Origin of the sequence: Micromonospora andamanensis (genome assembly GCF_016863495.1) — a bacterium.
Taxonomy (GTDB): Bacteria; Actinomycetota; Actinomycetes; order Mycobacteriales; family Micromonosporaceae; genus Micromonospora; species Micromonospora andamanensis.
On record NZ_BOOZ01000035.1, the window covers coordinates 68,432 to 92,242 of the forward strand.

25 protein-coding genes are annotated in these 23,811 nt (G+C 69.6%); 14 read left to right on the top strand and 11 right to left on the bottom strand.

The genetic code is table 11. The annotated features are described in order from the left end of the window. Positions 1-136 precede the first annotated feature (136 nt). The gene (locus tag Van01_RS24305) at positions 137-1,129 is read left to right on the top strand and encodes an NAD-dependent epimerase/dehydratase family protein (protein ID WP_204012003.1); all 993 of its coding nucleotides are present in this window, start codon (positions 137-139) and stop codon (positions 1,127-1,129) included. Between the two features lie 11 nt (positions 1,130-1,140). Here the strand turns inward: Van01_RS24305 and Van01_RS24310 are convergent, their stop codons facing one another. Then, positions 1,141-2,292, bottom strand: a complete 1,152-nt coding sequence (locus Van01_RS24310) for an alpha/beta hydrolase (RefSeq protein ID WP_204012005.1) — start codon at positions 2,290-2,292, stop codon at positions 1,141-1,143. Between the two features lie 62 nt (positions 2,293-2,354). On the opposite strand from Van01_RS24310, the gene Van01_RS24315 reads away from it, so the two are divergent. Both Van01_RS24315 and Van01_RS24320 read left to right on the top strand, forming a co-directional pair. Continuing rightward, a complete protein-coding gene (locus tag Van01_RS24315) occupies positions 2,355-2,897 on the top strand; it encodes a TetR/AcrR family transcriptional regulator (protein WP_204012007.1) in 543 nt (180 codons plus the stop codon). A 51-nt stretch (positions 2,898-2,948) separates the two neighbouring features. Further along, positions 2,949-3,542, top strand: a complete 594-nt coding sequence (locus Van01_RS24320; protein WP_204012009.1) for a dihydrofolate reductase family protein — start codon at positions 2,949-2,951, stop codon at positions 3,540-3,542. A gap of 57 nt (positions 3,543-3,599) precedes the next feature. Here the strand turns inward: Van01_RS24320 and Van01_RS24325 are convergent, their stop codons facing one another. The 4 genes from Van01_RS24325 to Van01_RS24340 form a co-directional block, all read right to left on the bottom strand. After that, the gene (locus Van01_RS24325) at positions 3,600-4,016 is read right to left on the bottom strand and encodes a hypothetical protein (RefSeq protein ID WP_239099266.1); all 417 of its coding nucleotides are present in this window, start codon (positions 4,014-4,016) and stop codon (positions 3,600-3,602) included. A gap of 101 nt (positions 4,017-4,117) precedes the next feature. Continuing rightward, a complete protein-coding gene (locus Van01_RS24330) occupies positions 4,118-4,582 on the bottom strand; it encodes a GNAT family N-acetyltransferase (RefSeq protein WP_239099267.1) in 465 nt (154 codons plus the stop codon). A 55-nt stretch (positions 4,583-4,637) separates the two neighbouring features. Next, positions 4,638-4,829, bottom strand: a complete 192-nt coding sequence (locus Van01_RS24335; protein ID WP_204012027.1) for a DUF397 domain-containing protein — start codon at positions 4,827-4,829, stop codon at positions 4,638-4,640. Further along, positions 4,820-5,620, bottom strand: a complete 801-nt coding sequence (locus Van01_RS24340) for a helix-turn-helix domain-containing protein (protein ID WP_204012030.1) — start codon at positions 5,618-5,620, stop codon at positions 4,820-4,822. Before Van01_RS24340 ends, Van01_RS24335 begins: the two co-directional genes overlap by 10 nt. A 298-nt stretch (positions 5,621-5,918) precedes the next feature. Between Van01_RS24340 and Van01_RS24345 the strand changes: the two genes are divergently transcribed. Beyond that, on the top strand, positions 5,919-6,218 hold the full coding sequence (locus Van01_RS24345; protein ID WP_239099268.1) for a hypothetical protein: 300 nt from the start codon (positions 5,919-5,921) through the stop codon (positions 6,216-6,218). Beyond that, the gene (locus Van01_RS24350; protein ID WP_204012032.1) at positions 6,215-6,469 is read left to right on the top strand and encodes a flavin reductase; all 255 of its coding nucleotides are present in this window, start codon (positions 6,215-6,217) and stop codon (positions 6,467-6,469) included. The genes Van01_RS24345 and Van01_RS24350 overlap by 4 nt, the downstream gene beginning before the upstream one ends. 62 nt (positions 6,470-6,531) lie before the next feature. On the opposite strand, the gene Van01_RS24355 is transcribed toward Van01_RS24350, so the two are convergent. Beyond that, on the bottom strand, positions 6,532-7,290 hold the full coding sequence (locus Van01_RS24355; protein WP_204012035.1) for an IclR family transcriptional regulator: 759 nt from the start codon (positions 7,288-7,290) through the stop codon (positions 6,532-6,534). Between the two features lie 163 nt (positions 7,291-7,453). On the opposite strand from Van01_RS24355, the gene Van01_RS24360 reads away from it, so the two are divergent. From Van01_RS24360 to Van01_RS24385, 6 genes are all read left to right on the top strand, one after another. After that, complete coding sequence (locus tag Van01_RS24360) at positions 7,454-8,638, top strand: fumarylacetoacetate hydrolase family protein (RefSeq protein WP_204012038.1); 1,185 nt, start codon at positions 7,454-7,456, stop codon at positions 8,636-8,638. Next, positions 8,635-10,158 carry an aldehyde dehydrogenase (NADP(+)) gene (locus tag Van01_RS24365; RefSeq protein ID WP_204012041.1) on the top strand — a complete coding sequence of 508 codons (1,524 nt, stop codon included), beginning with the start codon at positions 8,635-8,637 and terminating at the stop codon, positions 10,156-10,158. Before Van01_RS24360 ends, Van01_RS24365 begins: the two co-directional genes overlap by 4 nt. A gap of 41 nt (positions 10,159-10,199) precedes the next feature. Then, complete coding sequence (locus Van01_RS24370; protein WP_204012044.1) at positions 10,200-11,540, top strand: ABC transporter substrate-binding protein; 1,341 nt, start codon at positions 10,200-10,202, stop codon at positions 11,538-11,540. Positions 11,541-11,618: 78 nt separating this feature from the next. Next, entirely contained in the window at positions 11,619-12,560 is a 942-nt protein-coding gene (locus tag Van01_RS24375) for a carbohydrate ABC transporter permease (RefSeq protein ID WP_204012047.1), read from the top strand. Beyond that, positions 12,560-13,444 (top strand): carbohydrate ABC transporter permease, encoded by an 885-nt coding sequence (locus Van01_RS24380; RefSeq protein ID WP_204012051.1) that lies wholly within the window; start codon positions 12,560-12,562, stop codon positions 13,442-13,444. Before Van01_RS24375 ends, Van01_RS24380 begins: the two co-directional genes overlap by 1 nt. A gap of 87 nt (positions 13,445-13,531) precedes the next feature. Then, the gene (locus Van01_RS24385; protein WP_204012054.1) at positions 13,532-15,259 is read left to right on the top strand and encodes an IlvD/Edd family dehydratase; all 1,728 of its coding nucleotides are present in this window, start codon (positions 13,532-13,534) and stop codon (positions 15,257-15,259) included. Between the two features lie 64 nt (positions 15,260-15,323). Here Van01_RS24385 and Van01_RS24390 read toward each other — a convergent pair whose 3' ends face one another. Genes Van01_RS24390 through Van01_RS24405 form a run of 4 tightly spaced genes read right to left on the bottom strand, consistent with a single transcriptional unit; the run spans position 15,324 to position 19,662 of the window. Then, positions 15,324-16,532, bottom strand: coding sequence for an ABC transporter ATP-binding protein (locus Van01_RS24390; protein WP_204012057.1), 1,209 nt, complete (start codon positions 16,530-16,532; stop codon positions 15,324-15,326). Between the two features lie 10 nt (positions 16,533-16,542). Further along, positions 16,543-17,376 carry a carbohydrate ABC transporter permease gene (locus Van01_RS24395; RefSeq protein WP_204012060.1) on the bottom strand — a complete coding sequence of 278 codons (834 nt, stop codon included), beginning with the start codon at positions 17,374-17,376 and terminating at the stop codon, positions 16,543-16,545. Between the two features lies 1 nt (position 17,377). Then, a complete protein-coding gene (locus tag Van01_RS24400) occupies positions 17,378-18,376 on the bottom strand; it encodes a carbohydrate ABC transporter permease (RefSeq protein WP_275410388.1) in 999 nt (332 codons plus the stop codon). Next, on the bottom strand, positions 18,373-19,662 hold the full coding sequence (locus tag Van01_RS24405; RefSeq protein ID WP_204012063.1) for an ABC transporter substrate-binding protein: 1,290 nt from the start codon (positions 19,660-19,662) through the stop codon (positions 18,373-18,375). The genes Van01_RS24400 and Van01_RS24405 overlap by 4 nt, the downstream gene beginning before the upstream one ends. A gap of 497 nt (positions 19,663-20,159) precedes the next feature. Between Van01_RS24405 and Van01_RS24410 the strand changes: the two genes are divergently transcribed. The 3 genes from Van01_RS24410 (at position 20,160) to Van01_RS24420 (ending at position 21,795) form a co-directional block, all read left to right on the top strand. Then, entirely contained in the window at positions 20,160-20,855 is a 696-nt protein-coding gene (locus Van01_RS24410) for a VOC family protein (protein WP_204012066.1), read from the top strand. 191 nt (positions 20,856-21,046) lie between these two features. After that, complete coding sequence (locus Van01_RS24415) at positions 21,047-21,478, top strand: RusA family crossover junction endodeoxyribonuclease (protein ID WP_099851101.1); 432 nt, start codon at positions 21,047-21,049, stop codon at positions 21,476-21,478. 47 nt (positions 21,479-21,525) lie between these two features. Beyond that, positions 21,526-21,795: a hypothetical protein gene (locus tag Van01_RS24420; RefSeq protein WP_204012069.1), complete on the top strand. Its 270-nt coding sequence runs from the start codon at positions 21,526-21,528 to the stop codon at positions 21,793-21,795. A gap of 74 nt (positions 21,796-21,869) precedes the next feature. Here Van01_RS24420 and Van01_RS24425 read toward each other — a convergent pair whose 3' ends face one another. Continuing rightward, the gene (locus tag Van01_RS24425) at positions 21,870-23,537 is read right to left on the bottom strand and encodes an IPT/TIG domain-containing protein (protein WP_204012082.1); all 1,668 of its coding nucleotides are present in this window, start codon (positions 23,535-23,537) and stop codon (positions 21,870-21,872) included. Positions 23,538-23,811 lie beyond the last annotated feature (274 nt).

Sequence of the window (23,811 nt, forward strand, 5' to 3'; positions counted from 1 at the left end):
GCAGGCGGCGCGGTGAGCGACGAACGCGCGCCACGCGGACGGGGCGAAGGTCGACGCGGGCCGCGGTCGGCCCCGTTGTTCTGCCCACGGCAGAGATCCTTGGCCGCGCCGCGCCACCGCTGCTTGGCTGGGCACCATGCAGACACTGGTGCTGGGCGGGACGGCGTGGCTGGGGCGGGAGGTGGCCCGGCAGGCCGTCGACCGGGGGCATACCGTCACCTGTCTGGCCCGTGGGGAGAGCGGAGCGGTGCCGGACGGCGCGGTCCTCGTCCGCGCGGACCGCAGCGACCCGACGGCGTACGACGCGCTGCGTGACCGTGACTGGGATGCCGTCATCGAGGTGTCCTGGCAGCCCGGCTTCGTCCGGCAGGCCCTGCGCGCGCTTGGCGACCGGGCCCGGCACTGGAGCTACGTCTCGTCGGTGAACGCCTACGCCAGCCACGACGTACCCGGCGCCGACGAGACGGCAGCCACAGTGCCGGCGACGGCTCGGGACACCGTCGACCGCGAGGAGTACGGCGAGGCGAAGGTGGCCTGCGAGCAGCTCTCCACGACCGTGGTGGGCGATCGGTTGCTGGTGGCCCGCGCCGGGCTGATCGGCGGTCCCGGCGACCACACCGACCGTTCCGGCTACTGGGTGGCCCGGGCCGCCCGCGCCCCCGAGGCGCCGATGCTGGTGCCCCGCACCCCCGATGCGCCGACGCAGGTGGTCGACGTCCGCGATCTGGCGGCCTGGCTGCTGGACAGCGCGGCGGCCGGCACGGTCGGCACGTTCAACGCGGTCGGGCCGGTGGTGCCCTTCGGTGAGTGGGTCGCTCTGTGCCGGGCGGTCGGCGGGCACACCGGTCCGGTGGCCGACGCCGACGCCGACTGGCTGGTGACCCAGGGCGTGGCCCAGTACATGGGCCCGGAGTCGCTGCCGATGTGGCTTGTCGAACCGGGCTGGTCCGGCTGGTCGGCGCGCAGCGGCGCGGCGGCCGTCGCCGCCGGGCTACGTCACCGGCCGCGCCCGGACCTGCTGGCGGACACCCTCGCCTGGGAGCGGGAGGCCGGGCTGGACCGGGACCGGCGCGCCGGCCTGAGCGCCGGCCGGGAGGCCGAGCTGCTCGACACCCTGGGCCGGGGCTAGTGGGCCGACCGCTACCTCGTCGGACGGCGGTCCGGATGGTCGGCCGCTCCGGCTGCCGGGATGTTTCCGGCTCCCACGTCGATGTCGGCCAGGAGGACGTCCAGGGCATCGATGACGGCGGTCAGCCGCCAGGAGCGGACGAGGTCGAAGGCGTGCTGGCCGCCGGGCAACTCGACGTGGACCACCGGTTGCGACGACTCGGCCCGCAGCTTGTCCGCCAGCGCGCGCGCCGCTGCGGCGGGGGTGTAGTTGTCGAGGGTTCCGTGCGCGATCAGGAAGGCCGGCGCGTCCGATGCCGGCAGCGCGAACGGGGTCGACGCGACAGTCTCCTCGGCGCTGCGACCGTAGTAGCGGCCGTAGTAGCCGTAGAGGCAGACCGCTGCGGCAGGGCGCTCGTCCGGGGTCGCGCGCAGCGCGTACAGCGAGGTCAGATGGGCGCCCGCGGAGCTGCCCGCCATCACGACAGTCGACGCGTCCGCGCCGTACTCCGCCGCGTGCGTCCTCGCCCAGGCCATCGCGGCGGTCGCGTCGGCGAGGTGTTCCTCGAAGCCGGCCCCGGGGCGCAGCCGGTACGTCGCGCTCACGCACAGCCAGCCACGCTCGGCGAGGTGGTGCAGAAGGCCACGGCCCTCCCAGTTCTTGCTGCCCGAGAAGTAGCCGCCGCCGTGAAAGTAGACAAGCACCGGGCCACTCGCGGGTCGGTCACGCCGCCGCAGCACGTCGAGGCGTTGGCGGCGGTGGTCGCCGTAGCGCAGGTTACGCAGCCGCTGCACCGAGTGCGGCCGGAACGGCAGCGGGGTGAGGGCCGTGCGCCACAAGCTTCGGCGCGCCGGTGCGCGGTCGATGCCGGCGGCTCGTAGGGCGGCCCCAGCGGCGGATCTCGAGCGGGTGGCTCGGCGGGTCAACGCGATGAGCATCACCCCGGTCGCGGTCGCGCCGGCCAGCAGGACGCCCGACCACACATCGCGGCGCAGGTCGCCGCTCCAGACTGCCGCGACAGTCGAGAGCGCGAGCAACGTCAGGACCAGGTGAGGCACCTCGTTGACCACCATCCCGGCCAGGAAGGCGGCCCGCGCCAGCGGTCTTGGCCGCGCGGGTGGGGTCAACGCGGCGGTGGTCGCCAGACCGAGCACGAGGACGTGCACCAGATAGTCGTTCGGCACGGGCTCCTCCTCTACAGGTGTCGAGGGATGTTACTCTACACCTGTAGAGGAGGGGGGTGCCCGTGGCGACCGACCGTCGGGCAGTCATCGCGGATGCGGCGATCACGACGCTGGCCAGGGCCGGCGGACGTGGGCTCACCCACCGGGCCGTCGACAAGGAGGCGGGGCTGCCGATCGGCTCCACCTCCTATTACCTCCGCACCCGGGCCGACCTGCTCCGGGCTGCCGTCGACCGGCTGGCCGAGCTGGACGAGGCGGCCCTCACCCCCGCCACCGACGGGACGCTCGCCGCAGACCTCGCGCGCGTCATCGACCACCTGCTCACCACCGACCGCGAGCGGCTCCTCGCCCGCTACGAGCTCGCACTCGAATCCGTACGACGTCCCGAGCTGCGCGTGTTCCTGGCGGCCGGCACGCACCGGGTGCGTGGTGTGATCGAGCAGCGGCTGGCCGAGCAGGGTGTGGCGGCACCACGCGAGGTGGCCGAAGCCACGCTCGCCCTTGTCGACGGCCTGCTCTTCGCCGAACTCACCGCGATCGAAGGGCAACAACGAGGCCGCCCCGACCTGGAAGCTGCCCTGGCGAGGCTCGTGGGCACCCGGTGACCCGGGCCGCACCGGCCAATGACAGTTGAGCACCCCTGTGATGGAGGAACCATGCGCCGACTCACCTACTACGTCGCGACCACCCTCGACGGTTTCATCGCCGGTCCGGACGGTGGTGACCCGAGCGGCCAGAGCTATTTCCCGGTCCCACCCGACCTGGTCGACTACATGGTGACGAACTTTCCGGAAACGCTGCCCGCACCCGCCCGCGCCGCCCTGGGCGTCGAGGGGCCAGGAAAGGTCTTCGACACCGTGCTGGAGGGCCGGGCGTCCTATCAGGTCGGCCTGGACGCCGGGCTCGACGACGCCTACCCGCACCTGCGTCACCTGGTGTTCTCCACCACCATGCGGGAGGTTCCGGGCGACACCGTCGAACTGGTTGGCACCGACGCCCTTGAGCGAGTCCGCCGGCTCAAGCAGGACGACAGCGAGCTGGACATCTGGCTGGTGGGCGGCGGTACGTTGGCCCACAGCCTGCTACCCGAGATCGATCGGCTCATCATCAAACAGCACCCGTCCGTGATCGGGTCGGGGATCCCGATGTTCGCCGGCCCGTTCCAGCCCACCCTGTTCACCCACGTCGACACCTCTGTCCTGGACTCGGGGGTGCGCGTACTGACGCTGGACCGGCGCCGGAGATCGTGAATGGCGACCACGGCGTCGCCGCCTTCGACGTTCGACGCACGAGCGGAAAGCCGAGAATCAGGCCAGCCTGCGCAGGCCCTCTGTGATGGCGGTGCGGAGTTGCTCACCGTACGCACCTGCCGGCAACACGTCGACATGCTCGGCCGCCTGCTCGAAGGCGGCGCGTGCGGCGACCGCGTCGCCCAGCCGCTCGTTGGCGATGGCAACACCCACGTGCAGCGAAGGGTAGAAGGCGGCGACCCTGTCATCGCCGACGCCGTCGGCATGCCGCAGCGCCACCTGGTTCCACCGCAGGATCTCCTCGGGCGCTTCCTGCTGTCGAGCAAGGTAGTGCGCCGCGACGCAAGCGTCGTAGTCGTCGGCACGGCTCGACCAAGCCTCTTCGAACAACGCCCGCGCGTCGGCCGGCCGCCCCTCCGCCTCTGCCCGCATCCCGTCCTGGCACAGCTGAAGCATCGGATTGCCGAGATCCATCATCACTCCCATGTATCGCCCACTGGCTGACGCGACGAGCCTGGCGGCTCAACCAGGTCGAAGGTCAAGCAGACGAGTCACGGTGGCAACGTCCGCCGGCTTCACGCGCTCTCGCCGGGGCCACCTTGCCGAGACAGCGGCTTACGGAGGATGTGGTTGAGACCGAACTCGGTATCACTGGTGCGGACATCGACGTAGCCCAGTCGACGGTAGAAGCCGTGCCCGGTGATACTGGCGCCGGTTTCCATGTGGTCGAACCCGTCCGCCGCCGCGAGTTCCTCGACATGCCCGATCAACCGCCGGCCGACACCACGACCGATCGCCCCCGGATGCACGAACATCGTGAAAACCTTGTTGCCGTCGCGGGACACCGTGCCGACGACCTCGTCCCACTCGGCGACGAAGACCTGGCGTTCCACGGCCAGTTGCGCCAGGCGCTCGGTGGTGAAGTGGGCGCACATGCGCTCGATCAGCTCGGCAGGGTAGTCACGGCTATTGACCTCACGCAGGCACCGCTCGATGAGCTCTGCCACCGCCGGGGCGTCCTCCCGCCGGAACAGCCGCACGCGCGTCACGCGGCCATTCTGCCTCGGTAGCGCTGCGACGAAAGACCCGTCTGGGTCAGGCCCGATCGGTGACCTGGGCGACGAACGCGCGCCACGCGGACGGGGGGAAGGCCAGCGCCGGGCCGGTCGGGTCCTTCGAGTCGCGGACACCGACGACACCGGGGAGATTGTCGGCGACCTCAACGCAGTTGCCGCCGCTGGTGCCGCTACGGGTGGCCTTGCGCCACCGCGCGCCGTTCAGGTCCATTGATTCGCCGCTTCCTTAATCAGGTCGAGGGACTGTCGCCGGGAAAGGGCCTCGGTACGGACGCTCTCCCACCGCTCGAAGAGCGTATCGAGATCGGCCGGCCGGTCCACGACATCGCCGCCTAGCTGACTTTCGAGGTGTCCGATCCAACTGCCATCTGGCATGTGCGCCAGGGACAGCGGGCCGGACAGCCCGGCGTGAAGGCCAACGTCGGCCGGAACGACGTGGACGCTGATGTTGGGTCGCTCTGCGCAAGCTACAAGGTGCGAAAGCTGCTCGGCCATCATTTTCTCGCCCCCGTCGCCCGCGCGGCGGATCGCTCCCTCATCGACGACAACGACAAGTTGGGGCGGAGACTCCCGCGTGAGGATGGCCTGCCGTTCAAGCCGACCGGCGACCCGGCGATCCACCTCCTCATCGCTCAGGCGGGGGTCGAGCCGTAGGACGGCGCGAGCGTATGCCTCGCTTTGCAACAGGCCCGGGATCAGGTTGGGCTCGAAGTAGCGGAGCTGCGTCGCACCGCGTTCGGCGTCGAGCCATGGCAGGAACCAGGACGGCGTGCCGAGCTTCATCGCCAGCCGCTCGAACAGGCCACCGTTGCTCAGCACCCGGTCGGCGCCTCGGGCGAAGTCCAACGTCAGTGCTCGGGTGCCGCCTTCGACAGCGCTGACGTGGGAGGCACTGAAGCCGGCCCCGCGCCCGAACGCTTCCTGCGTCATGCCGGCCGCGCCCCGCGCCCGGCGGATCTCGCCCACGATGAAGGCCGCCACAGGGTTCGGCATGTCAGGCATTCAGGGCTCCACTCATTGAAGATCGACTACCCACGTCGCCACCGAATCGGCGGCCGTTTCGCCAGCTCAGCCCGGACGCCGGAAGCACCTTCCGAGAGTAACGGCCGGCACAGCAGAGTGTCACCAGCGGAACCGCGGGCGTGGCACGGCCCGCTGGCGGGACCAGCACGGGGCCGCCCGACGGGCGAGCACTCTCGGGCGGCCCTCCCCCAACTTCGTGTCGATTGAGGAGGCCCGCCGTGCCCGTTCCGAAGCCCACGAACGCCGCACCCCCGTGGCTCGACCGTCGCCATGTCGGGTGACGCGGGAGGACGGCACGCCTCGGGTCTCCCCCGGCGTGTACCTCCTGGATCGGGAAGCCTCCCCGCAGTTCGCCAGCCCGGTCCTGGTGCGGGTGATCCGCGAGCTGATCGACCGGCACCCGCCGTACGGCTGGACCTGGGTCGACTGTTATCAGCTCGATCGGCACGGCGACGCGACGGAGAAGCGGCAGTTGTTCGTGATGCCACAGGGCATGCGCCCGGTGCAGGTGGCACCGGTCCCGTACGCGGCGCGTCGGCCCCCGCCGCGCTCCCGCCCCGCGCGGGCGGGCGGGTGAGCAGCGGGCTGGACGAACACGTCGCGTCCCGTCCCACCTGGCGGTGCCGGGCGTGTGGGATCGCCTGGCCCTGTTCTGCGGCGAAGCTGCGTCTGCTCGCCGAGTACCGGAACAACATGCCGGGCCTGATGGTCCATCTCGTGACGTTGCGCGAGGAGGCTGCCGAGCAACTCGCCGGGCTGGGCGGCGGTGGGCCGCCTGCCGACCTGCACCGGCGGTTCACCGACTGGGTGCCGGCCCGGTCCAGATAGCCGCCCGCCCCGGGTCCGCGCACTCCCCGACGCGGGCCCGGGGCAGGCTCCACCGCCCGGGCTCAGCCGAGGTCGGCGGTGTCGCCCAGCTCGCGGGAGATCTGGTTCGCGGTGTCGAGCAGCAGGGGCAGGCTGTCCTTGAGCTTGTCGAGGCTGGCGATGACCTCGATGGCGGTCATCGAGGCGGCGGCGATGACCCGCCCGCGCGAGTCCCTGATCGGCGCGGCCACGCACATGACGTACGTGTCGTGCTCGCCGTTGTCGACAGCCCAGCCCTGTTCCCGGATGCGGACGAGTTCGGCGTCGAGGGACTCGCGGTCGGCGTACGTGGTGGGGGTGAATCGTTCGAAGGCGACATGGGAGAGGAGGCGGTCGCGTTCCTCGGTCGGCAGGTACGCCAGGATGGTCTTGCCGACGGCGCTCGCGTAGATCGAGACCGCGCGCCCGATCCGGGACGGCAGTTTGACCGCGTCGAAGGCCGGGCTGTCGACCTTGTCGATGTAGATGATCTCGTCGCCGGTGAGCTGCGCCAGGTGCACGGTGTGGCCGGTCTCGCGCTGGAGCGCGCGCAGCGGCGCGGCAGCGAACTGGCGCAGGTCCATCGAGCCGAGTGCGAGTTCCGACAGTTCGATGATGCCGCTGCCGAGCACGTAGGTACCGGCGCCGGTCCGGCGGACGAAGCGCGCCGATTCGAGCGTCTGGAGAATCCGCAGGGCCGTGGATTTGTGGACACCCAGGACCTCCGCCGCCTCGGTGAGCGACAGCGGATGCTCCGCAGCGCGGCGGATCAGATCGACCGCACGGCGAATCGATTGCGACAAGGTTGGTGTCTCCCTCCGGGCGGCGGCCCCGACGGCCACCAGTTGCATCATATGCAATGTAGTCCGCCTTAGCTGCAACTGACTATTGACACCGTTGCATATGGCGCTACGATCGTTGCAGATTCCAGCTCGGCGACCCCCGACCTGTGCCAGGGGAGTGACGATGAGCAAGGAGCCCTGGTTCGGCACTGCCGCCGAGGCGTTGCCGGACGACGCCGAGGACAGCGTCCTCATCGGCCGGATCTGGGATCCGTCCGTCGACGGGCCCTCACCCGTCACCGTCCGCGACGGCGAGGTCATCGACGTCAGCCGCCAGTTCCCGACCGTCCGGGACATCTGCGAGCTGCCCGAGCCCGCCAAGACCGTGGCGGGGTTGGACGGGCCGCGACTCGGCGGCCTCAGCGACCTGCTGGCCAACACCGCCTCGGCGGACCGGGACCGGACCCGGCCCTGGCTGCTCGCCCCGGTCGACCTGCAAGCGCTCAAGGCCGCCGGCGTGACCTTTCCCGTCTCGATGATCGAACGGGTCATCGAGGAGCGTGCCCGAGGCGACCTGACCCTCGCGGCGGACATCCGTGGCCGGATGCTCGCCGACATCGGCGCCGACCTGCCTAGCCTGGTCCCCGGCTCGGCGGAGGCGGAACGACTCAAGACCGCGCTTATCGCGGAGGGCGTCTGGAGCCAGTACCTCGAGGTGGGGATCGGCCCGGACGCCGAGATCTTCACCAAGGGCCAGGTGCTCTCCGCCGTCGGCACCGCCGTCCCGGTCGGTGTGCTCGCCGCGTCCACCTGGAACAACCCGGAACCCGAAGTGGCGCTCGTCGCCCAGTCCAGCGGCCGGATCGTCGGCGCCACCCTGGGCAACGACGTCAACCTGCGCGATGTCGAGGGTCGGTCGGCGCTGCTGCTGCCCCTGGCGAAGGACAACAACGCCTCGTGCGCCCTCGGTCCGTTCATCCGGCTGTTCGACGAGCGGTTTCCGCTCAGCCGGGTACGTGACCTCGAGGTGGTCCTCCAGGTCCACGGGGTGGACGAATTCCACCTGGAGGCAACCTCGCAGATGGCCCGGATATCGCGCGACCCGGCGGCCCTGGTGCGGCAGTTGATCGGCCCGCATCACCAGTATCCCGACGGCGCCGTGCTGATGCTCGGCACCATGTTCGCCCCCACCCAGGACCGCGACCGACCCGGTGAGGGCTTCACCCACAAGGTCGACGACGTGGTGCGGATCAGCTGCCCGGCGCTCGGCACCCTGGTCAACCGGGTCCGGCACGCGGAGCAGTGCGAACCCTGGCGGTTCGGCGTCCGCGACCTGATGGGCAATCTGGCTAAGAGAGGACTGCTGTGAACGTCACCACCACCGATCCGCGCGACGGCCGGCACCGCACCACGGACCTCACCGAGACGGACGAGTCAGGCGTGGCGGTGATCGCCGGGCAGGCGTCCCGGGCGGCACAGTGGCTGGTCGACAGCGGCAGACTCGGCCGGGCGCGGCTGCTGGACGCGATCGCCGCCTCGCTGGAGTCCCGTCGCGGGGACCTGGTCGCCACCGCTGAGGCGGAGACCGGACTGGCCCCGGCTCGCCTCGACTCGGAACTCACCCGGGCCGCGGTCCAGTTCCGGATGTTCGCGGCGGTGCTGCACGACGGCGGGTACCTGGAGGCGGCCATCGACCACGCCGCCGACACGCCCATCGGGCCCGGCCCGGACCTACGGCGGATGCTCGTACCCGTCGGACCGGTGGCGGTCTTCGGGGCCAGCAACTTCCCGTTCGCCTTCTCCGTCGCCGGCGGCGACACCGCGTCGGCGCTGGCCGCTGGTTGTCCCACCGTGCTGAAGGCCCACCCGTCCCATCCGCTGACGTCGCACGCCTCCGCCGACGCGATCGAGTCGGCCATCCGCGACCTGGGCGGGCCCGCCGGGGTGATCACGACGGTGTACGGGGAGCAGGCCGGCCGTTGGCTGGTGCGCCATCCGGCGATCCGGGCGGCGGCCCTGACCGGTTCCGTCGGCGCCGCCCGCGCCATCCAGGCGGCCATCGACGAACGCGCTGACCCGATTCCGCTGTACGCCGAGCTGAGCAGCGTGAACCCGATAGTGATCCTGCCCGGCGCCGCCGCCGGCCGGGCAGAGCAGATCGCCGAAGGACTGTTCGCCTCCTTCACCGGCTCCGGCGGCCAACTGTGTACCAAGCCCGGGCTGGCGTTCGTCCCGGCGGACCCGGGCGGCGACCGCCTGGTCGACACGCTCCGGGGGACCGTCGACACCGCCGGCGGCATGGTCCTGCTGAACCAGCGCATCCGTGACGCGTACGAGAGCGGTGCCGTCGCCTTGGAGAAGGCCGGCGCTCACCTCGCCGCGCGGCCCCGGATCGAGGCGGGCGCGGGCTTCACTGTGGCGCCGACGCTCCTGGAGGTCGACCTGCCGGGCCTGACCGCCGAGCTCGCCGAGGAGTGCTTCGGCCCGCTCATGGTGGTGGTCCGCTACCGCGACGTCGCCGAACTCGACACCGCGCTCGCGGCGGTGCCGCCGTCATTGACCGGTTCCGTCCACAGCGGACCGGAGGACGGCACCGAGGCGGTACGCAACCTGGTCGACGTGCTCGCCGCCCGTTGCGGTCGGATCGTCTTCGACGGCTACCCCACGGGTGTACGGGTGTCGTGGGCGCAGCACCACGGCGGGCCCTGGCCGTCGACGAACGCCGTGCACACCTCGGTGGGCGCCACCGCTATCCGACGGTTCCTTCGCCCGTTGGCGTGGCAGAACGCCCCGGAATGGATCCTGCCGGAGGAACTCCGAGACGAGTACACCGCCATCCCCCGACGTGTCGACGGGAGGTTGCTGCCAGGAACAGCTCACCAGCCGTGATGTCGACCTCGTGCACCGCGAGCCCGAAGGGAACCACGTCAATGAAGACGAGACGCACACTCGCCACGGTGGCGATGCTCGCCGCCGCGAGCGGCCTGGTCGCCTGCTCCTCCGATGAAGGCGGCAGCGACGCGAGCAACTGTACGAACACCATCACCAAGCAGGATCTGCCGGTTGTCACGATGTGGGCCTGGTACCCCAACATGCAACTGGTCGTGGACAACTTCAACGAGGCCAACAACGAGGTCCAGGTCTGCTGGACGAACGTCGGACAGGGCGGCGACCAGTACGACAAGTTCCAGACGGCCATCTCCGCAGGCACCGGCGCGCCCGACGTGATCATGGTCGAGATGGACCGGATCCCGACCTTCCAGATCCAGAACGCGCTCGTCGACATCAGCGGGTACGGCCGCGACGCGGTCCGGGCCAACTACGGCGACGGGGCCTGGAAGGACGTCTCGGTAGGCGACGCGGTCTACGGCGTGCCGGTCGACGGCGGCCCGCTGGCGATGATCTACCGCAAGGACATCTTCGACAAGTACGACATCACCCCACCCACCACCTGGGCCGAGTACGAGCAGGCCGCGCAGAAGGTGAAGGACGCCGGCGGACCGCTCTTCGGCGACCTCGGCGCGAACGTCCCGGCGCTGATGATGGCGCTACAGATCCAGAAGGGCGCGGCCCCGTTCACCTACGACTCCGCCCAGCCGGAATCGATAGGCGTGCGGTTGAACGACCAGGCGTCGAAGGACGTCCTGGACTACTGGGCCGGCCTGGTCCGCAAGGGCCTGATCGGCACGCAGGACCAGTTCACCCCGGAATACATCTCCGGGGTGATCAACGGCAACTACGCGACCTACATCTCGGCCGCCTGGGCACCCGGCTACCTGACCGGTGCCGGCGTCGGTCAGGGACAGGACACCGGCACCTTCGCGGTGGCGCCCCTGCCGCAGTGGGATCCGAACAATCCCGTGCAGGTGAACTGGGGCGGGTCGGCCTTCTCGGTCACCAGCCAGTCCAAGAAGCCGGAGCTCGCGGCCAAGGCCGCCTACGGCCTCTACGCCGATCAGGAGTCGCTCACCGACGGCTGGACCAACCAGATCATCTTCCCGCTCAACCTCACGGCGCTCAACAACCCCGAGTTCGTCGACCTCAAGGTGGCCTTCTTCGACGGCCAGCAGGCGAACAAGGAGGTGTACGTCCCGGCCGCCAACGCCTACCAGGGCGTCGTCTACAGCCCCTTCGGTCAGTACTACTTCGATGCCATGACCAAGCAGATAAGCGAGATGAGCGCCGGCTCCGTCACCGGTTCGCAGGCTGCCGACCGGCTCCAGGAGGACGTCACGAAGCACGCCACCGAGCAGGGCTTCACCGTCCGATGACCGACCGGGTGGGCCGCGCCGTCCTCCCCCGGCCGGCCCACCCTCCACCCCCAGCGGCCCACCGTCCCGGAGCCCAAGATGACATCGATTACCGAGAAGCGCGCACCGCGCACCCACAATGAGAAGCGCAAGACCCGAGGCACGATCCAGCGCCGGGAGCACCTGACGGGGTGGCTCTTCGTCGGGCCGTTCGGGGTCGTCTTCCTGGCGTTTCTCATCGCCCCGCTGGCGTACGCGCTCTACCTCAGCCTGTTCCAGAAGAAGCTCATCGGCGGCACCAGCTTCGTGCTGTTCGACAACTACGTGAAGGCGTTCACCGACCCGAGCTTCCTGTCCGGAGCGTGGTTCGTCATCCGCTTCGCGCTCGTCGCCATTCCGGTCCAGATCGCCATCGCGCTCGCCATGGCCCTCATCCTGGACGCGGTCACCTCTTTGTTCACCCGCTTCTCCCGCCTCATGATCTTCCTGCCCTACGCGATCCCCACGGTCATCGGGGCGGTCATGTGGGGGTTCCTGTACAGCCGGAGTTTCGGCCCGCTTACCGACGTCTTCGGCTTCTTCGGTGCCACCGCACCGGACTTTCTGAGCAAGAGCCTGATCTTCTACGGCCTGCTCAACATCGTCACCTGGCAGTGGGCCGGCTACTACATGATCATCCTGTACGCGGCCCTGCAGGGCATCGATCCGACCCTCTACGAGGCCGCCCGGATGGACGGCGCCGGACGATGGCAGATCGCGCGGCGCATCAAGATCCCGCTGATCGCGCCCGCGCTGATCCTGATCCTGGTCTTCTCGCTCATCGGCACCCTGCAGTTCTTCAACGAACCGCAGATCCTGCGGTACCTCGCCGCAGGCACGATCGGCTCGGACTTCACCCCCAACATGTACGCGTACCAGCAGGCGTTCGGACTCGCCAACTTCAACTACGGGTCGGCGATCTCGTTCGCCCTCGGCGGACTCGTCTTCATCTGCGTCTACGCGTTCCTGTTCTTCACCCGCAAGCGGAGGAGCTTCCTCTGATGTCGGACCACACGAGCGTCAGCGCAGGCCAGCGCCGAGCACAGCGCTACCTTCCGCTGCAGATCCTCCTCGGCTTCCTGGTGATCTACTTCCTGGTGCCGTTCTGGTGGGTCATCGTCAACAGCTCGAAGGACGCGCCGGGCCTGTTCGGCGGCGGCAACACCCTCTGGTTCGCCGACCAGATCGACTACCTCGGCAACCTCAAGCAGCTGTTCACCTACGACGGGGGCATCTACCTCCGGTGGATCCTGAACTCCACGCTGTACGCGCTCGCCGGTGGGATCGGTGCCACGGTCCTGGCGGTCATGGCCGGCTACGGGTTCGCCAAGTACCGCTTCGCCGCCCGGCGGTTCAGCTTCGCCGTCGTGCTCGGCGCGTTGATGGTGCCCGCCACCGCCCTGGTCATCCCGACGTTCATCATGTTCGCCCAGCTCGGCCTGACGAACACGGTCTGGGCCGTGATTCTGCCCTCGCTGCTCAACCCGTTCGGCGTCTACCTGATGCACGTGTACGCCCGCGACGCGGTCCCGGACGAGATCCTCGACGCGGCCCGGGCCGACGGCGCCGGAGAGCTGCGCACCTTTGTCCAGATCGCCCTTCCGCTGATGCGCCCCGCGGTGGTCACAGTCCTGCTGCTGTCCGCCGTCGCGTCCTGGAACAACTACTTCCTGCCGCTGGCCATGCTCTCCGACAACCGGCTCTTCCCGGTCACCGTCGGCCTCGGCCTCTGGCAGGGCGTCGCATCCGCGAACAACGCGGGCGGGACCTCCCTGTGGAGCCTGATCATCCTGGGCTCGCTGGTGTCCGTGATTCCACTGATCATCGCGTTCTTCAGCCTCCAACGACACTGGCGCGGCGGCCTGTCCGTCGGGGGTCTCAGGTAGCTCACCGCTGCCGTCAACGGATCGACGGCGTGCTCATCGATCGCCGCGCTCGCCGCGCGGCCCGACAGTCGACAGGAAGGTGTGCCGATGTCGATGACGAATCGACAGCTGCGCAGCGCACAGTGGTTCGGTGCGGACGGCCGCAACGGGTTCATCCATCGGTCCTGGATGCGTAACCAGGGGTTCGCCGACGATGTCTTCGACGGCCGACCGGTGATCGGCATCGCCACCACCTGGTCGGAGTTGACGCCGTGCAACGCCCACCTCAGGGAGCTGGCCGAGTCGGTGAAGCGGGGTGTGTGGGAGAGCGGCGGCCTACCGCTGGAGTTCCCCGCGATGAGCCTCGGCGAACCGCTCATGCGGCCCACCACCATGCTCTACCGCAACCTGCTGGCGATGGAGGCGGAGGAACTGATCCGGGCCAACCCACTGGACGGGGTGGTCCTGCTCTCCGGCTGTGACAAGACCACCCCCGGCCTGCTGATGGGTGCGGCGAGCGTCGACCTGCCGACCCTGCTGATCACCGGCGGCCCGATGCTCAACGGCAAGTTCCGTGGCCAGGACATCGGCTCGGGCACCGCCGTCTGGCGCTTCACCGAGGAACTGCGGGCCGGCCGGATGACCGTGGCCGACTGCGCGGAGGCCGAAGTCTGCATGTCCCGCAGCCGGGGTCACTGCATGACCATGGGGACCGCCTCCACGATGGCCTGCGTGACCGAGGCGTTGGGCGTGCAACTGCCCGGTGCCGCCGCGGTCCCGGCCGTCGACTCGCGCCGGTACGCCCTCGCGCACGCCGCCGGACGCCGGATCGTCGCCATGGTCGAGCAGGACCAGCGGGTGTCCACGGTGCTCACCCGCCACGCGTTCGAGAACGCCATCCGGGTCAACGCCGCGATCGGTGGCTCCACGAACGCCGTCGTGCACCTGCTCGCGATCGCCGGACGTGTAGGTGTCCCCCTGACGCTTGAGGACTTCGACACCCTCACCGCCGACGTGCCCATGCTTGTCAACCTGATGCCGTCCGGGACGTACCTGATGGAGGACTTCGCCTACGCGGGCGGCGTGCCGGCGGTGATGACGGAGATCGCCCCGCTGCTGCACCTGGATCAGATCACGGTCAGCGGAAAGAGCGTGGCCGACAACATCAGCGGGGTCCAGTGCTGGAACCGGCAGGTCATCGGCACCCTGGCCGAGCCCTTCCAACCCGCCGGATCGGGCACCGTCGTGCTGCGTGGCTCACTCGCGCCGTCCGGGGCGGTGCTCAAGGTTTCCGCCGCCTCGGCGCACCTGCTCACGCACACCGGGCCGGCGCTGGTGTTCGACCGGATCGAGGAGTACGCCGTCGCCGCCGACGACCCGGATCTCGACGTCACGCCCGACACGGTGATCGTGGTGCGCAACGCCGGACCACGCGGCTACCCCGGCTTCCCCGAGGTGGGCAACGTGCCCATGCCGCGACGGCTGCTCGCCGCCGGCATCACGGACATGGTGCGGGTCTCCGACGCCCGGATGAGCGGTACCGGGTACGGCACCTGTGTCCTGCACGCGGCGCCGGAGGCGTCGGTGGGCGGCCCCCTCGCGCTGGTCCGCACCGGCGATCTGGTCCGGCTCGACGTCCCGGGGCGTCGCCTGGACCTGCTTGTCGACGAGGCGGAACTGGCCGCCCGCCGCGCCGCCTGGCAGCCACCGCCGGTGGCGGCCGAGCGAGGCTGGGTACGGCTCTATAGCGAGCACGTGCAGCAGGCCGACACCGGCGCGGACCTGGACTTCCTCGTCGGTGGCAGCGGCAGCGAGGTGCCGCGGCACTCTCACTGACTCCGGCCGTCCCGCCGGGTGCATCAGTCGCTGTCATGCCGCCAGATGCACCCGGTGGGACCTGTCAGTCGGCGAGGGCCCCGGCGGCGCGGCCCTCGTGCAGGGTCAGGTTACGGCCGTCCGACGGGTCGAACAGGTGGATCTTCTCCAGGTTGAACCAGACCCGCCGGTCCTCCCCCTCGGTGACCGTCGACTCCGCCGACAGCCGGGTGACCAGGTTCGACCCGGCACCGCTGAAGTCGGCAGCTCCCGCGTCGGCGGCCAGTTCCTCAAGCTCGGCGGAGGTGGCCCGCTCACCCTCGACGCTGAGGTAGACGTACTTGTCCGAGCCCATCGACTCGACGATGTCCACAGGCGCGGTGAACTCCATGCCCCGGCGCCGGGACTCCTCGTCGACAAGCTCGGCGTCCTCGAAGTGTTCCGGACGGATGCCGAGGATCAGGTCCCGAGGGGCGTCGGCGCCCTCCAACTCGCGGCGGATCCGGTCGCCGATCGGCACGTCGCCCAGGGCGGTACGCAGCGTGCCGTCCTCGACCGTGGCGGTCAGGAAGTTCATCGACGGCGATCCGATGAACCCGGCCACGAAGAGGTTGTTCGGGTGGTCGTACAGCTCCTGCGGCGGGCCGACCTGCTGCACCGCGCCACCCCGCATGATCACCACACGGTCGCCGAGGGTCATCGCCTCGGTCTGGTCGTGGGTGACGTAGACGGTGGTGGTGCCGAGCTGCTTCTGCAACCGGGACACCACGGTCCGCATCTGCACCCGCAGCTTGGCGTCCAGGTTGGACAACGGCTCGTCCATCAGGAACGCCTTGGGCTGCCGGACGATCGCCCGGCCCATCGCCACCCGCTGCCGCTGCCCGCCGGAGAGGTTTGCCGGCTTGCGGTCCAGCAGCGGCGTCAGCTCCAGGACCTTCGCCGCCTCCTCCACCTTCTGCGTGATCGTCTCCTTGTCCAGCTTCGCCAGCCGCAGCGGGAACGCCATGTTCTCCCGGACTGTCATGTTCGGGTAGAGCGCGTACGACTGGAACACCATGGCGATGTCCCGGTCCCGGGGGGCCTTGTCGTTGACCCGCTGACCGCCGATGCGCAGCTCACCGGAGCTGATGTCCTCCAGCCCGGCGATCATGTTGAGGGTGGTGGACTTGCCGCAGCCGGAGGGGCCGACCAGGATGACGAACTCGCCGTCGGCGATCTCCAGGTCGACGTCCCGCACCGCGGTGGTGCCGTCCGGGAACTTCTTGCTCACCTTGTCGAGCACGATCTCAGCCACGAGTTACCACCTATCCCTTGACGGCGCCGGAGGTCAGGCCGGAGACGATGCGGCGCTGGAAGAAGAGAACGAACAGGATGATCGGTACCGTGATCACCACGGCGGCGGCGCAGATCGCGCCTGTCGGATCCTCGAACTGCGAGGCGCCGGTGAAGAACGACAACGCCACCGGCACCGTGCGCGAGCGCTCGGTGGAGGTCAGCGAGATGGCGAACAGGAAGTCGTTCCAGCAGAAGATGAAGACCAGGATGGCCGTGGTGAACAGCCCCGGTGCGGCGAGCGGTGCGATGACCCGCCGGAACGCCTGCCCCTGGGTGGCGCCGTCCATCTTCGCGGCCTTCTCCAGATCCCACGGGATCTGCTTGAAGAACGCCGACAGCGTGTAGATCGCCAACGGCAGCGCGAAGGTGATGTACGGCAGGATCAGACCCGGCCAGGTGTCGAAGAGACCCAGTTGCCGCTCGATCTCGAACAACGGCGAGACCAGCGACACCTGCGGGAACATCGCGATCAGCAGGGAGACGCCGATCAGCACCCGCTTGCCGGGGAAGTCCAACCGCGAGATCGCGTACGCGGCCATGGCGCCGAGCACCACGGCGATGGCGGTGGCGATCAACGCGATGCCTATCGAGTTGATCAGCGCGCGGACGAACTGGTCGGTGGCGAAGATCGTCCGGTAGTTCTCAAGCGTCCACTCTCGGGGGATGAACTTCCCGTCGGTGAGCGTCGCCGGCGTCTTGAACGACAGCGACATGATCCACAGCACCGGGGTCAGCGCGAAGACGACCACGGCGACGTCCAGCAGGCCCCAGCGCACCTTGGCCCGGGTGGTGGTGTCAGCCATGTCAGCGCCTCTCCCCGTCGTCGCTGCCGGGGGCAGCGGTACCGAACAGCTTCACGAAGATGAACGCGATGATCGCCACGGTGATGAAGATCAGCACCGACATCGTCGAGCCGATGCCGAGGTTCAGACCCCGGATCAGGTTGTTGTAGGCGATCATCGACACCGACGAGGTCTCGTTGGCCCCCGACGTCAGCACGTAGATGTTGTCGAAGACCCGGAACGCGTCAAGGGTGCGGAACAGCAGCGCCACCAGGATCGCCGGCTTCATCACCGGCAGCATCACCTTGGTGAACCGCTGCCAGGCCGTCGCGCCGTCGGTGGAGGCGGCCTTGAGGAGATCCTCCGGCACCAGCGCCAGACCCGCCATCAGCAGCAGCGCCATGAACGGCGTGGTCTTCCAGATCTCCGCCAGCATGATGATCGCCAGCGAGCTGGCCCGCTCGGTCAACGGCGCCCCGTCGGAGAACAGGTTGGCCAGGTATCCGGTGCCGGGCGTCCACGCGTACCGCCAGGAGAAGGCGGCCACCACCGTGACGATGCCGTACGGGATCAGCGCCGAGGTCCGGACGATCCCCCGCCCGACGAGCGTGCGGTGCATGATCAGGGCGAGGCCCATGCCGAGCACCAGCTCCACGGCCACGGTGACCACCGTGATCAGCATGGTCACCCCGAACGCCGTCCACCAGAACTCGTTCGTCAGCACGGTGACGTAGTTCTGCAACCCGATGAACTCCCGCTCGGCGGGAAAACGCAGGTCGTAGCGCTGCAAGGACAGCCACACCGAGTACAGGATCGGGTAGGCGGTCACCGCCAGCATGACGAATGCCGCCGGGGCGCACAGCAGCCAGCCCAGCCGCCGCTCGGCCCGCTTATTCTCACTGAGCGGCACCTTGCCGCGCCCGTTGTCCCGCTGCGTGGGCACCGCCGCGCGCCGGCCACCGCCGGTGTCGGTGCCGTCGGCGGCCACGTCCGCGCCGGCCGGGGTTGCGTTGACACTCACGGGAGAACTCCCCTCGACTCCAGCGCGGCGGCCACGGCCTCGCGCAGTTCGTCGGCGGTCGCCTGCGGGTCGATCGCCGCTGGCGGCGACAGGATCGCCGAGGTCACTGTGGAGATGCTCTGGTACGCCGGGGTCAGCGGTCGCACCGCCGAGTCCCGCAGCTGTTCGAGGATGGTCTCCTTCATCGGGTACGCCTCATCCATCTCCGGGTCGGCGTAGACGCTCTCGATGGTCGGCGGCACCCCGTCGTTGATCGCGGAGAACTTCTGGTTCTCCGCGTTGCGCAGGCACCTGGCCGCCTCGAAAGACTCCGCCGGGTGCTCCGAGTACCGGCTGACCGCCAGGTTGATGCCGCCGATGGTGACCCGGCTCGGAGTGCCGTCCTCAACACCCGGCACCCGGGCCCAGGCGACCTGCTCCGCCAGCTCCGGGTTGGCTTCCTGCATCGCCGGATAGACGAACGGCCAGTTCACCTGGAACGCACCGTTGCCGTTCTGGAACTCCAGCCGCACCGGGTCCTCGGTGGCGTTGCTGAACGACGGTGAGGTCACCCCCGAGGTGGCGAAGTCGCGCAGCACCTCCAGCGCCCGCACGGCGCCGTCGTCCACCACGGCCTCGGTGCCGTCGTCGTTGAGGATGTTGCCGCCCGCGCTGGCCACGAGGGTGTTGTAGAGCACCACGAGCCCCTCGTACTGGGCCCCCATGGTGAGCACCTGATGCGGCTGGCCCTGATCCCGCAGCCGCTGCGCCGTCGAGATCATCTCGTCCCAGGTGGCCGGCGGTTCGGGCACCAGGTCCTTGCGGTACCACAGCAGCTGCACGTTCGTGTGCTTCGGCGCCGCGTAGAGCTTGTCCTGGTACTTGGCGGTCTCCAGCGGGCCTTCGAGAGTGCCCTGCTCCGCCTCGGCCCGGTCCTGCCCGGTCCATTCCAGGATCCAGTCCGCGCTGGCGAACTCCTGGGTCCAGGTCACGTCGAGACCGAGCACGTCCATGCCGCTGTCCTCGGCCGCGAGCCGGCGCACCATCTGCACCCGCTGCTCATCGGCCTCCCGGGGCAGCACCCGGTTGACGATCCGGTACCGCCCGTCGGCCTCGGTGTTGCACCTGTCCACCACCTGCTGGAGGTTCTGCTCCGGCGGGTAGTACAGGTTGATCGTGGGCACTCCGCCGTCTCCGCCCGAGGCGCACGCCGCCATCGGCGTCACAAACGTCAGCGCCGCTGCCGTCGCCGCCATCCGTACGCGGGGTCGGCGCCGACCGCCGACCGGATCACTCCGCTCGCTCATGACCCTCCCCTCGTTCTCGGCCAACAGCCGGGGAGGTCTCCGTGCCCCGGCGCACGGCGAGACGGCCAGGGCGTTTGACCTGCGGCTTCGCACCCCTGCGTTTCGTGGCTGGAACACTGCCCGACCTGGGGAGCCGCGAAACCTGCCCGGGCCGAGACGCGCTAAACACCGAGCCGTGTGGCTCACGTCACTCAGGCGGGCACCGGACCGAGCACTCGGCGATCGACGGGCCGGCGCTCCAGCGGGCCTGCCCTGTGACGGGCTGGCGCAGGCGCCGGGCGGTCCAGGCTCAGGGCGCGCCGGTACCTGGGGGTAGGCGGTCCTGTCGAGCTGAGAGCGCCAACGGATCGCGAACCCGCGAGGTCCTTCGGCGATAGCGCAGACGGCTCAGCTCGACAGGGTCTGAAGAGGTCGTCGCGGGCCAGGCGTTGCACGGAGTGCGCTCACCACGGCCGAGTCCGGAGGCGGATGTCGGTGCCGGCCGGCATGATCGGCGGATGATCGCACGCTTCAAGGACCTCTGCCTCGACGCCGCCGACGCGCACGCGCTTGGCGCGTTCTGGGCCCGGATTCTCGACGCGGAACTTGTCGACACCGGTGACGGCGACACCCGGGTCGACCCGTCCGGCGGTGCCAGCGCGGACTCGATCTGGGTCAACCAGGTTCCCGAACGGCGTACCGTCAAGACTCGCGTACACCTGGACCTGCGGTTGGCCCAGGCGAGCCCGGCGGCGTTGCTGGAAGCCGGCGCGCGGCTGGTCCGCGAGCCGGACTCGGAGATCAGCTGGTGGGTGCTGGCCGACCCCGACGGCAACCAGTTCTGCGCGTTCGCCCCCGGCGAGAACTCCCGTCCGGGGCCGTTCGAACTGGTGGTGGACTCCGCCGAGCCGAGCGCCCAGGCCACCTGGTGGGCCGGCGTCGTCGGCGGCGAGGTCGAGGTCAGCGACGAGGGCCACGCCTCGATCACCGGTGCGGCCGGGTTCCCCTGGGACCACTGGGTCTTCGACCCCGTGCCGGAGCGGAAGAGCGTGAAGAACCGGATGCACTGGGACGTCGACCTGACCGAGCCGGCACCGACCGCGCTGATCAGGGCCGGCGCCACCCTGCTGCGGGAGCCGGACGACGCGGTGTCCTGGTGGGTCCTGGCTGACCCGGAGGGCAACGAGTTCTGCGCCTTCCCACCACGGGACTGACCGGCCGGTGCTACCGGGTGGCCGTCGGGTGGACTAGCGTTTAACACGCTCCGCCGCCAGCGCGTACGCCGTCGCCGTCGATACGCCACCGGCCGACCCCGACCCGCCCGATCGGTTGGTTCTCGCGGGAACAGCCCCTCACCGGCTTACCGGTTGGGCAGGATCGTCCCCAACGAGGAGGTGCCGCCGTGGTGCAGGACACCCGCGCTCTCACCCTGACGTTCGAGGTGAGCGGCCTGCCACCGGTCAAGACCGAAGCGCTTTCCATCTTCGCCGCCGGGCACCGGCAGGCGACGAGGGTACGCGCCCTGTTGCAGGCCGCCTGCGCGGCCGCGCAACAAACCGGCTGGACGCCACTGTCCGGCCCGATCGAGATCGACCTGACCCTGCGCTGCCCGCCCGGGCACCGCACCTCCGACGCCAGCACCCTGCTCGGCGGCGTCTGTGCGGTGCTTCAGGACAAGAAGCGGGTTTCCAGCATCGGCCTGGCCCACCTCGGCGTGCTTGTCGACGTCGCTCTCTACGACGACGACAAGCAGATCCGCCGGCTGTCCTACCTGGAACAGCCGGCCGAGGACTTCTCGTACCAGGTGCGCGTCGCCGCCGTACCGGACGGGGTTTGACCGACGGCAGCGGTGGGGTACCGCAGCCGCCGACGAAGGGAGCGCCGATGTCGGAGCCACATGTCACGCTGGACCCCCGCGACCCGGTGCAGGAGAAGCTGCGCGGGCCGCTGGAGGAGCAGCTGACCTCTGCCCTTCAGGCGGCCGCGGACCGGGTCCGCGACAGCTATGCCGGCGAGCCGGTGGAGCAGGTCTGCCAGCGACTGCTCGACGAGACCCGCAACGGGCTGCACCCCGACATCGCGGCCGGATTCCAGCCCGACATGGACGAATTCTGCCGGGTGGCGGTAGCCATCGTGCGGGGCGAGACGTCCTGAGCCGTATACCTGTGCGGCCCACGACCGCACAGGTATACGGCTCATCAGGCCGAAACTCGGCCCGACCGATCAGGTCAGTCGGTGCGCTGGCGGCGCCAGGTCAGCAAGACCAGGAAGCTGCCGGCCACGACAAGCATCGCGCCGGCGGTCAACGACGTGGCAACGGCGTCACCTGTCACCGGCAGTTTCCGCGACACGTAACGGAAGGTGAGCCCGCCGGAGTCACCACCGGCGGTGCTCACGACGACTGTGGTGCTGCCAGCCGCGCAGGCAGGCGTACGGAAGGTCAACGAACTACCGTCCGCCGTCACGGTGACCTCACTGGCCTGGATGGTCCGGCCACAGATGGTGACCACGGTGCCGCCCGGAACAAAACCGGAACCGCTGACCGTGACTGTCGTACCGCCACGGGTCGCGCCGTGACCCGGGAACAGCGCATCAATGACCGGCGGGGCGGTCTGGTAGCTGAACGCTGGCGCGGCGGCGGTGCCGGCGGGAAACACCAGTCGCACCTCGGCCACCCCGACGGTGTTCGGCGGCGTCACCACTGTGATCGTGGTGCCGGCCGGGTTCACGGTGAATCCGGTGCCAGGTAGTCCGCCGAAGGTCACCCCGGTCGCACCGGCGAAACCGGTGCCGGTGATGGTGACCCGGGTACCGCCCGAACCCGGCCCGGTCGTCGGCGTCAGTCCGGTCACCACGGCGGCACTGCCATCGGCCAGGTACGCGTATTCAAGCGGCGCGGACGAGCCGCCGTTGACGGCCACCACCACGACGGCCGGGCCGATCGCACCGGCCGGAGTGACAGCCGTCAGCGACGTGCCCGTCGGGCTGACCGTGACGCCGGTGGCCGGCACGCCGTCGAAAGTGACGGTCGTGCCACCCGGAACAAAGCCCGTACCGGTGATCGTCACCGCCTGGCCACCCGACTGCGGTCCGTCGTCCGGCGTGATCGCCGTGACGGTCGGAGCAGCCGCGACGTACGTGAATCCGCGTGGTGCCTCAGCGTTCGCGCCCGGCAGGAGCACCAGCACGTCGACCTGGCCGACCGGAGCCGGCGGTGTGACCACGGTAAGCGAGGTGCCGCCCGGATCGACGACGACATTGGTGCCCGGTACGTCGTTGAAGGTCACCCCCGTCGTTCCGACGAAGCCGGTCCCGGTGATCGTCACCGTCGTACCCCCAGCGGTCGTGCCCGTGTTCGGCACGATGGAGGTGATCGTCGGCGCGACGTACGTGAAGTCCGGCGCGGTCACCCTGCCGGCCGGGAAGATCAGCTCGACCAGGGCCGGGCCGGCCGGGTTCGGCGGGGACACCACCGTGATCGTGGTGCCGGCCGGGTCGACAGTGAAGTCGGTGCTGGGCAGGCCGTTGAAGTCCACTGCCAACACCCCGGCGAAACCGGTCCCGGTGATCGTCACTGTCGTACCACCGACGGTAGGCCCAGAAGGCGGTGCGAGGCCGGTCACCACAGCGGCACTGCCATCGGCGAGATACGTGTAGCCCAGTGGCGGTGCCGTGCCATCCACGTTACCGACCACGACCGCTGCCGGGCCGACCGCACCGGGCGGAGTGACAGCCGTCAACGATGTGCCCGCCGGGTCGACGGTGACGTCGGTCGCCGGTACGCCCTCGAAAGTGACAGTCGTGCCACCCACGATGAAACCTGTACCGGTGATGGTCACCACCTGACCACCCGACTGCGGGCCCTCCTCCGGCGTGAGCGTCTCGGTGGTGGGCACCGCTGCCACCGAGGGACCGCCGACGCCTCGTGCGCTCCCGTCACCCGGCGCCGCCCGCACAGGCATCCCGAGTCCCACGGTCGCCATACTGGCGACAAGCATCACCGTGGATGCGAGCGCGATTCCTCGCGGTACAGAATTCACCGAGTTCCCCCGTCCAGTTCGGCTGACGGGCGTGCTCGACATGTCGAGACCCGCCATCGACTGAACGAGCACAAAAGTTACTAGTTATGGCATAACGGTATAAATACCTCCACCAGTGCTGCGGACAGTG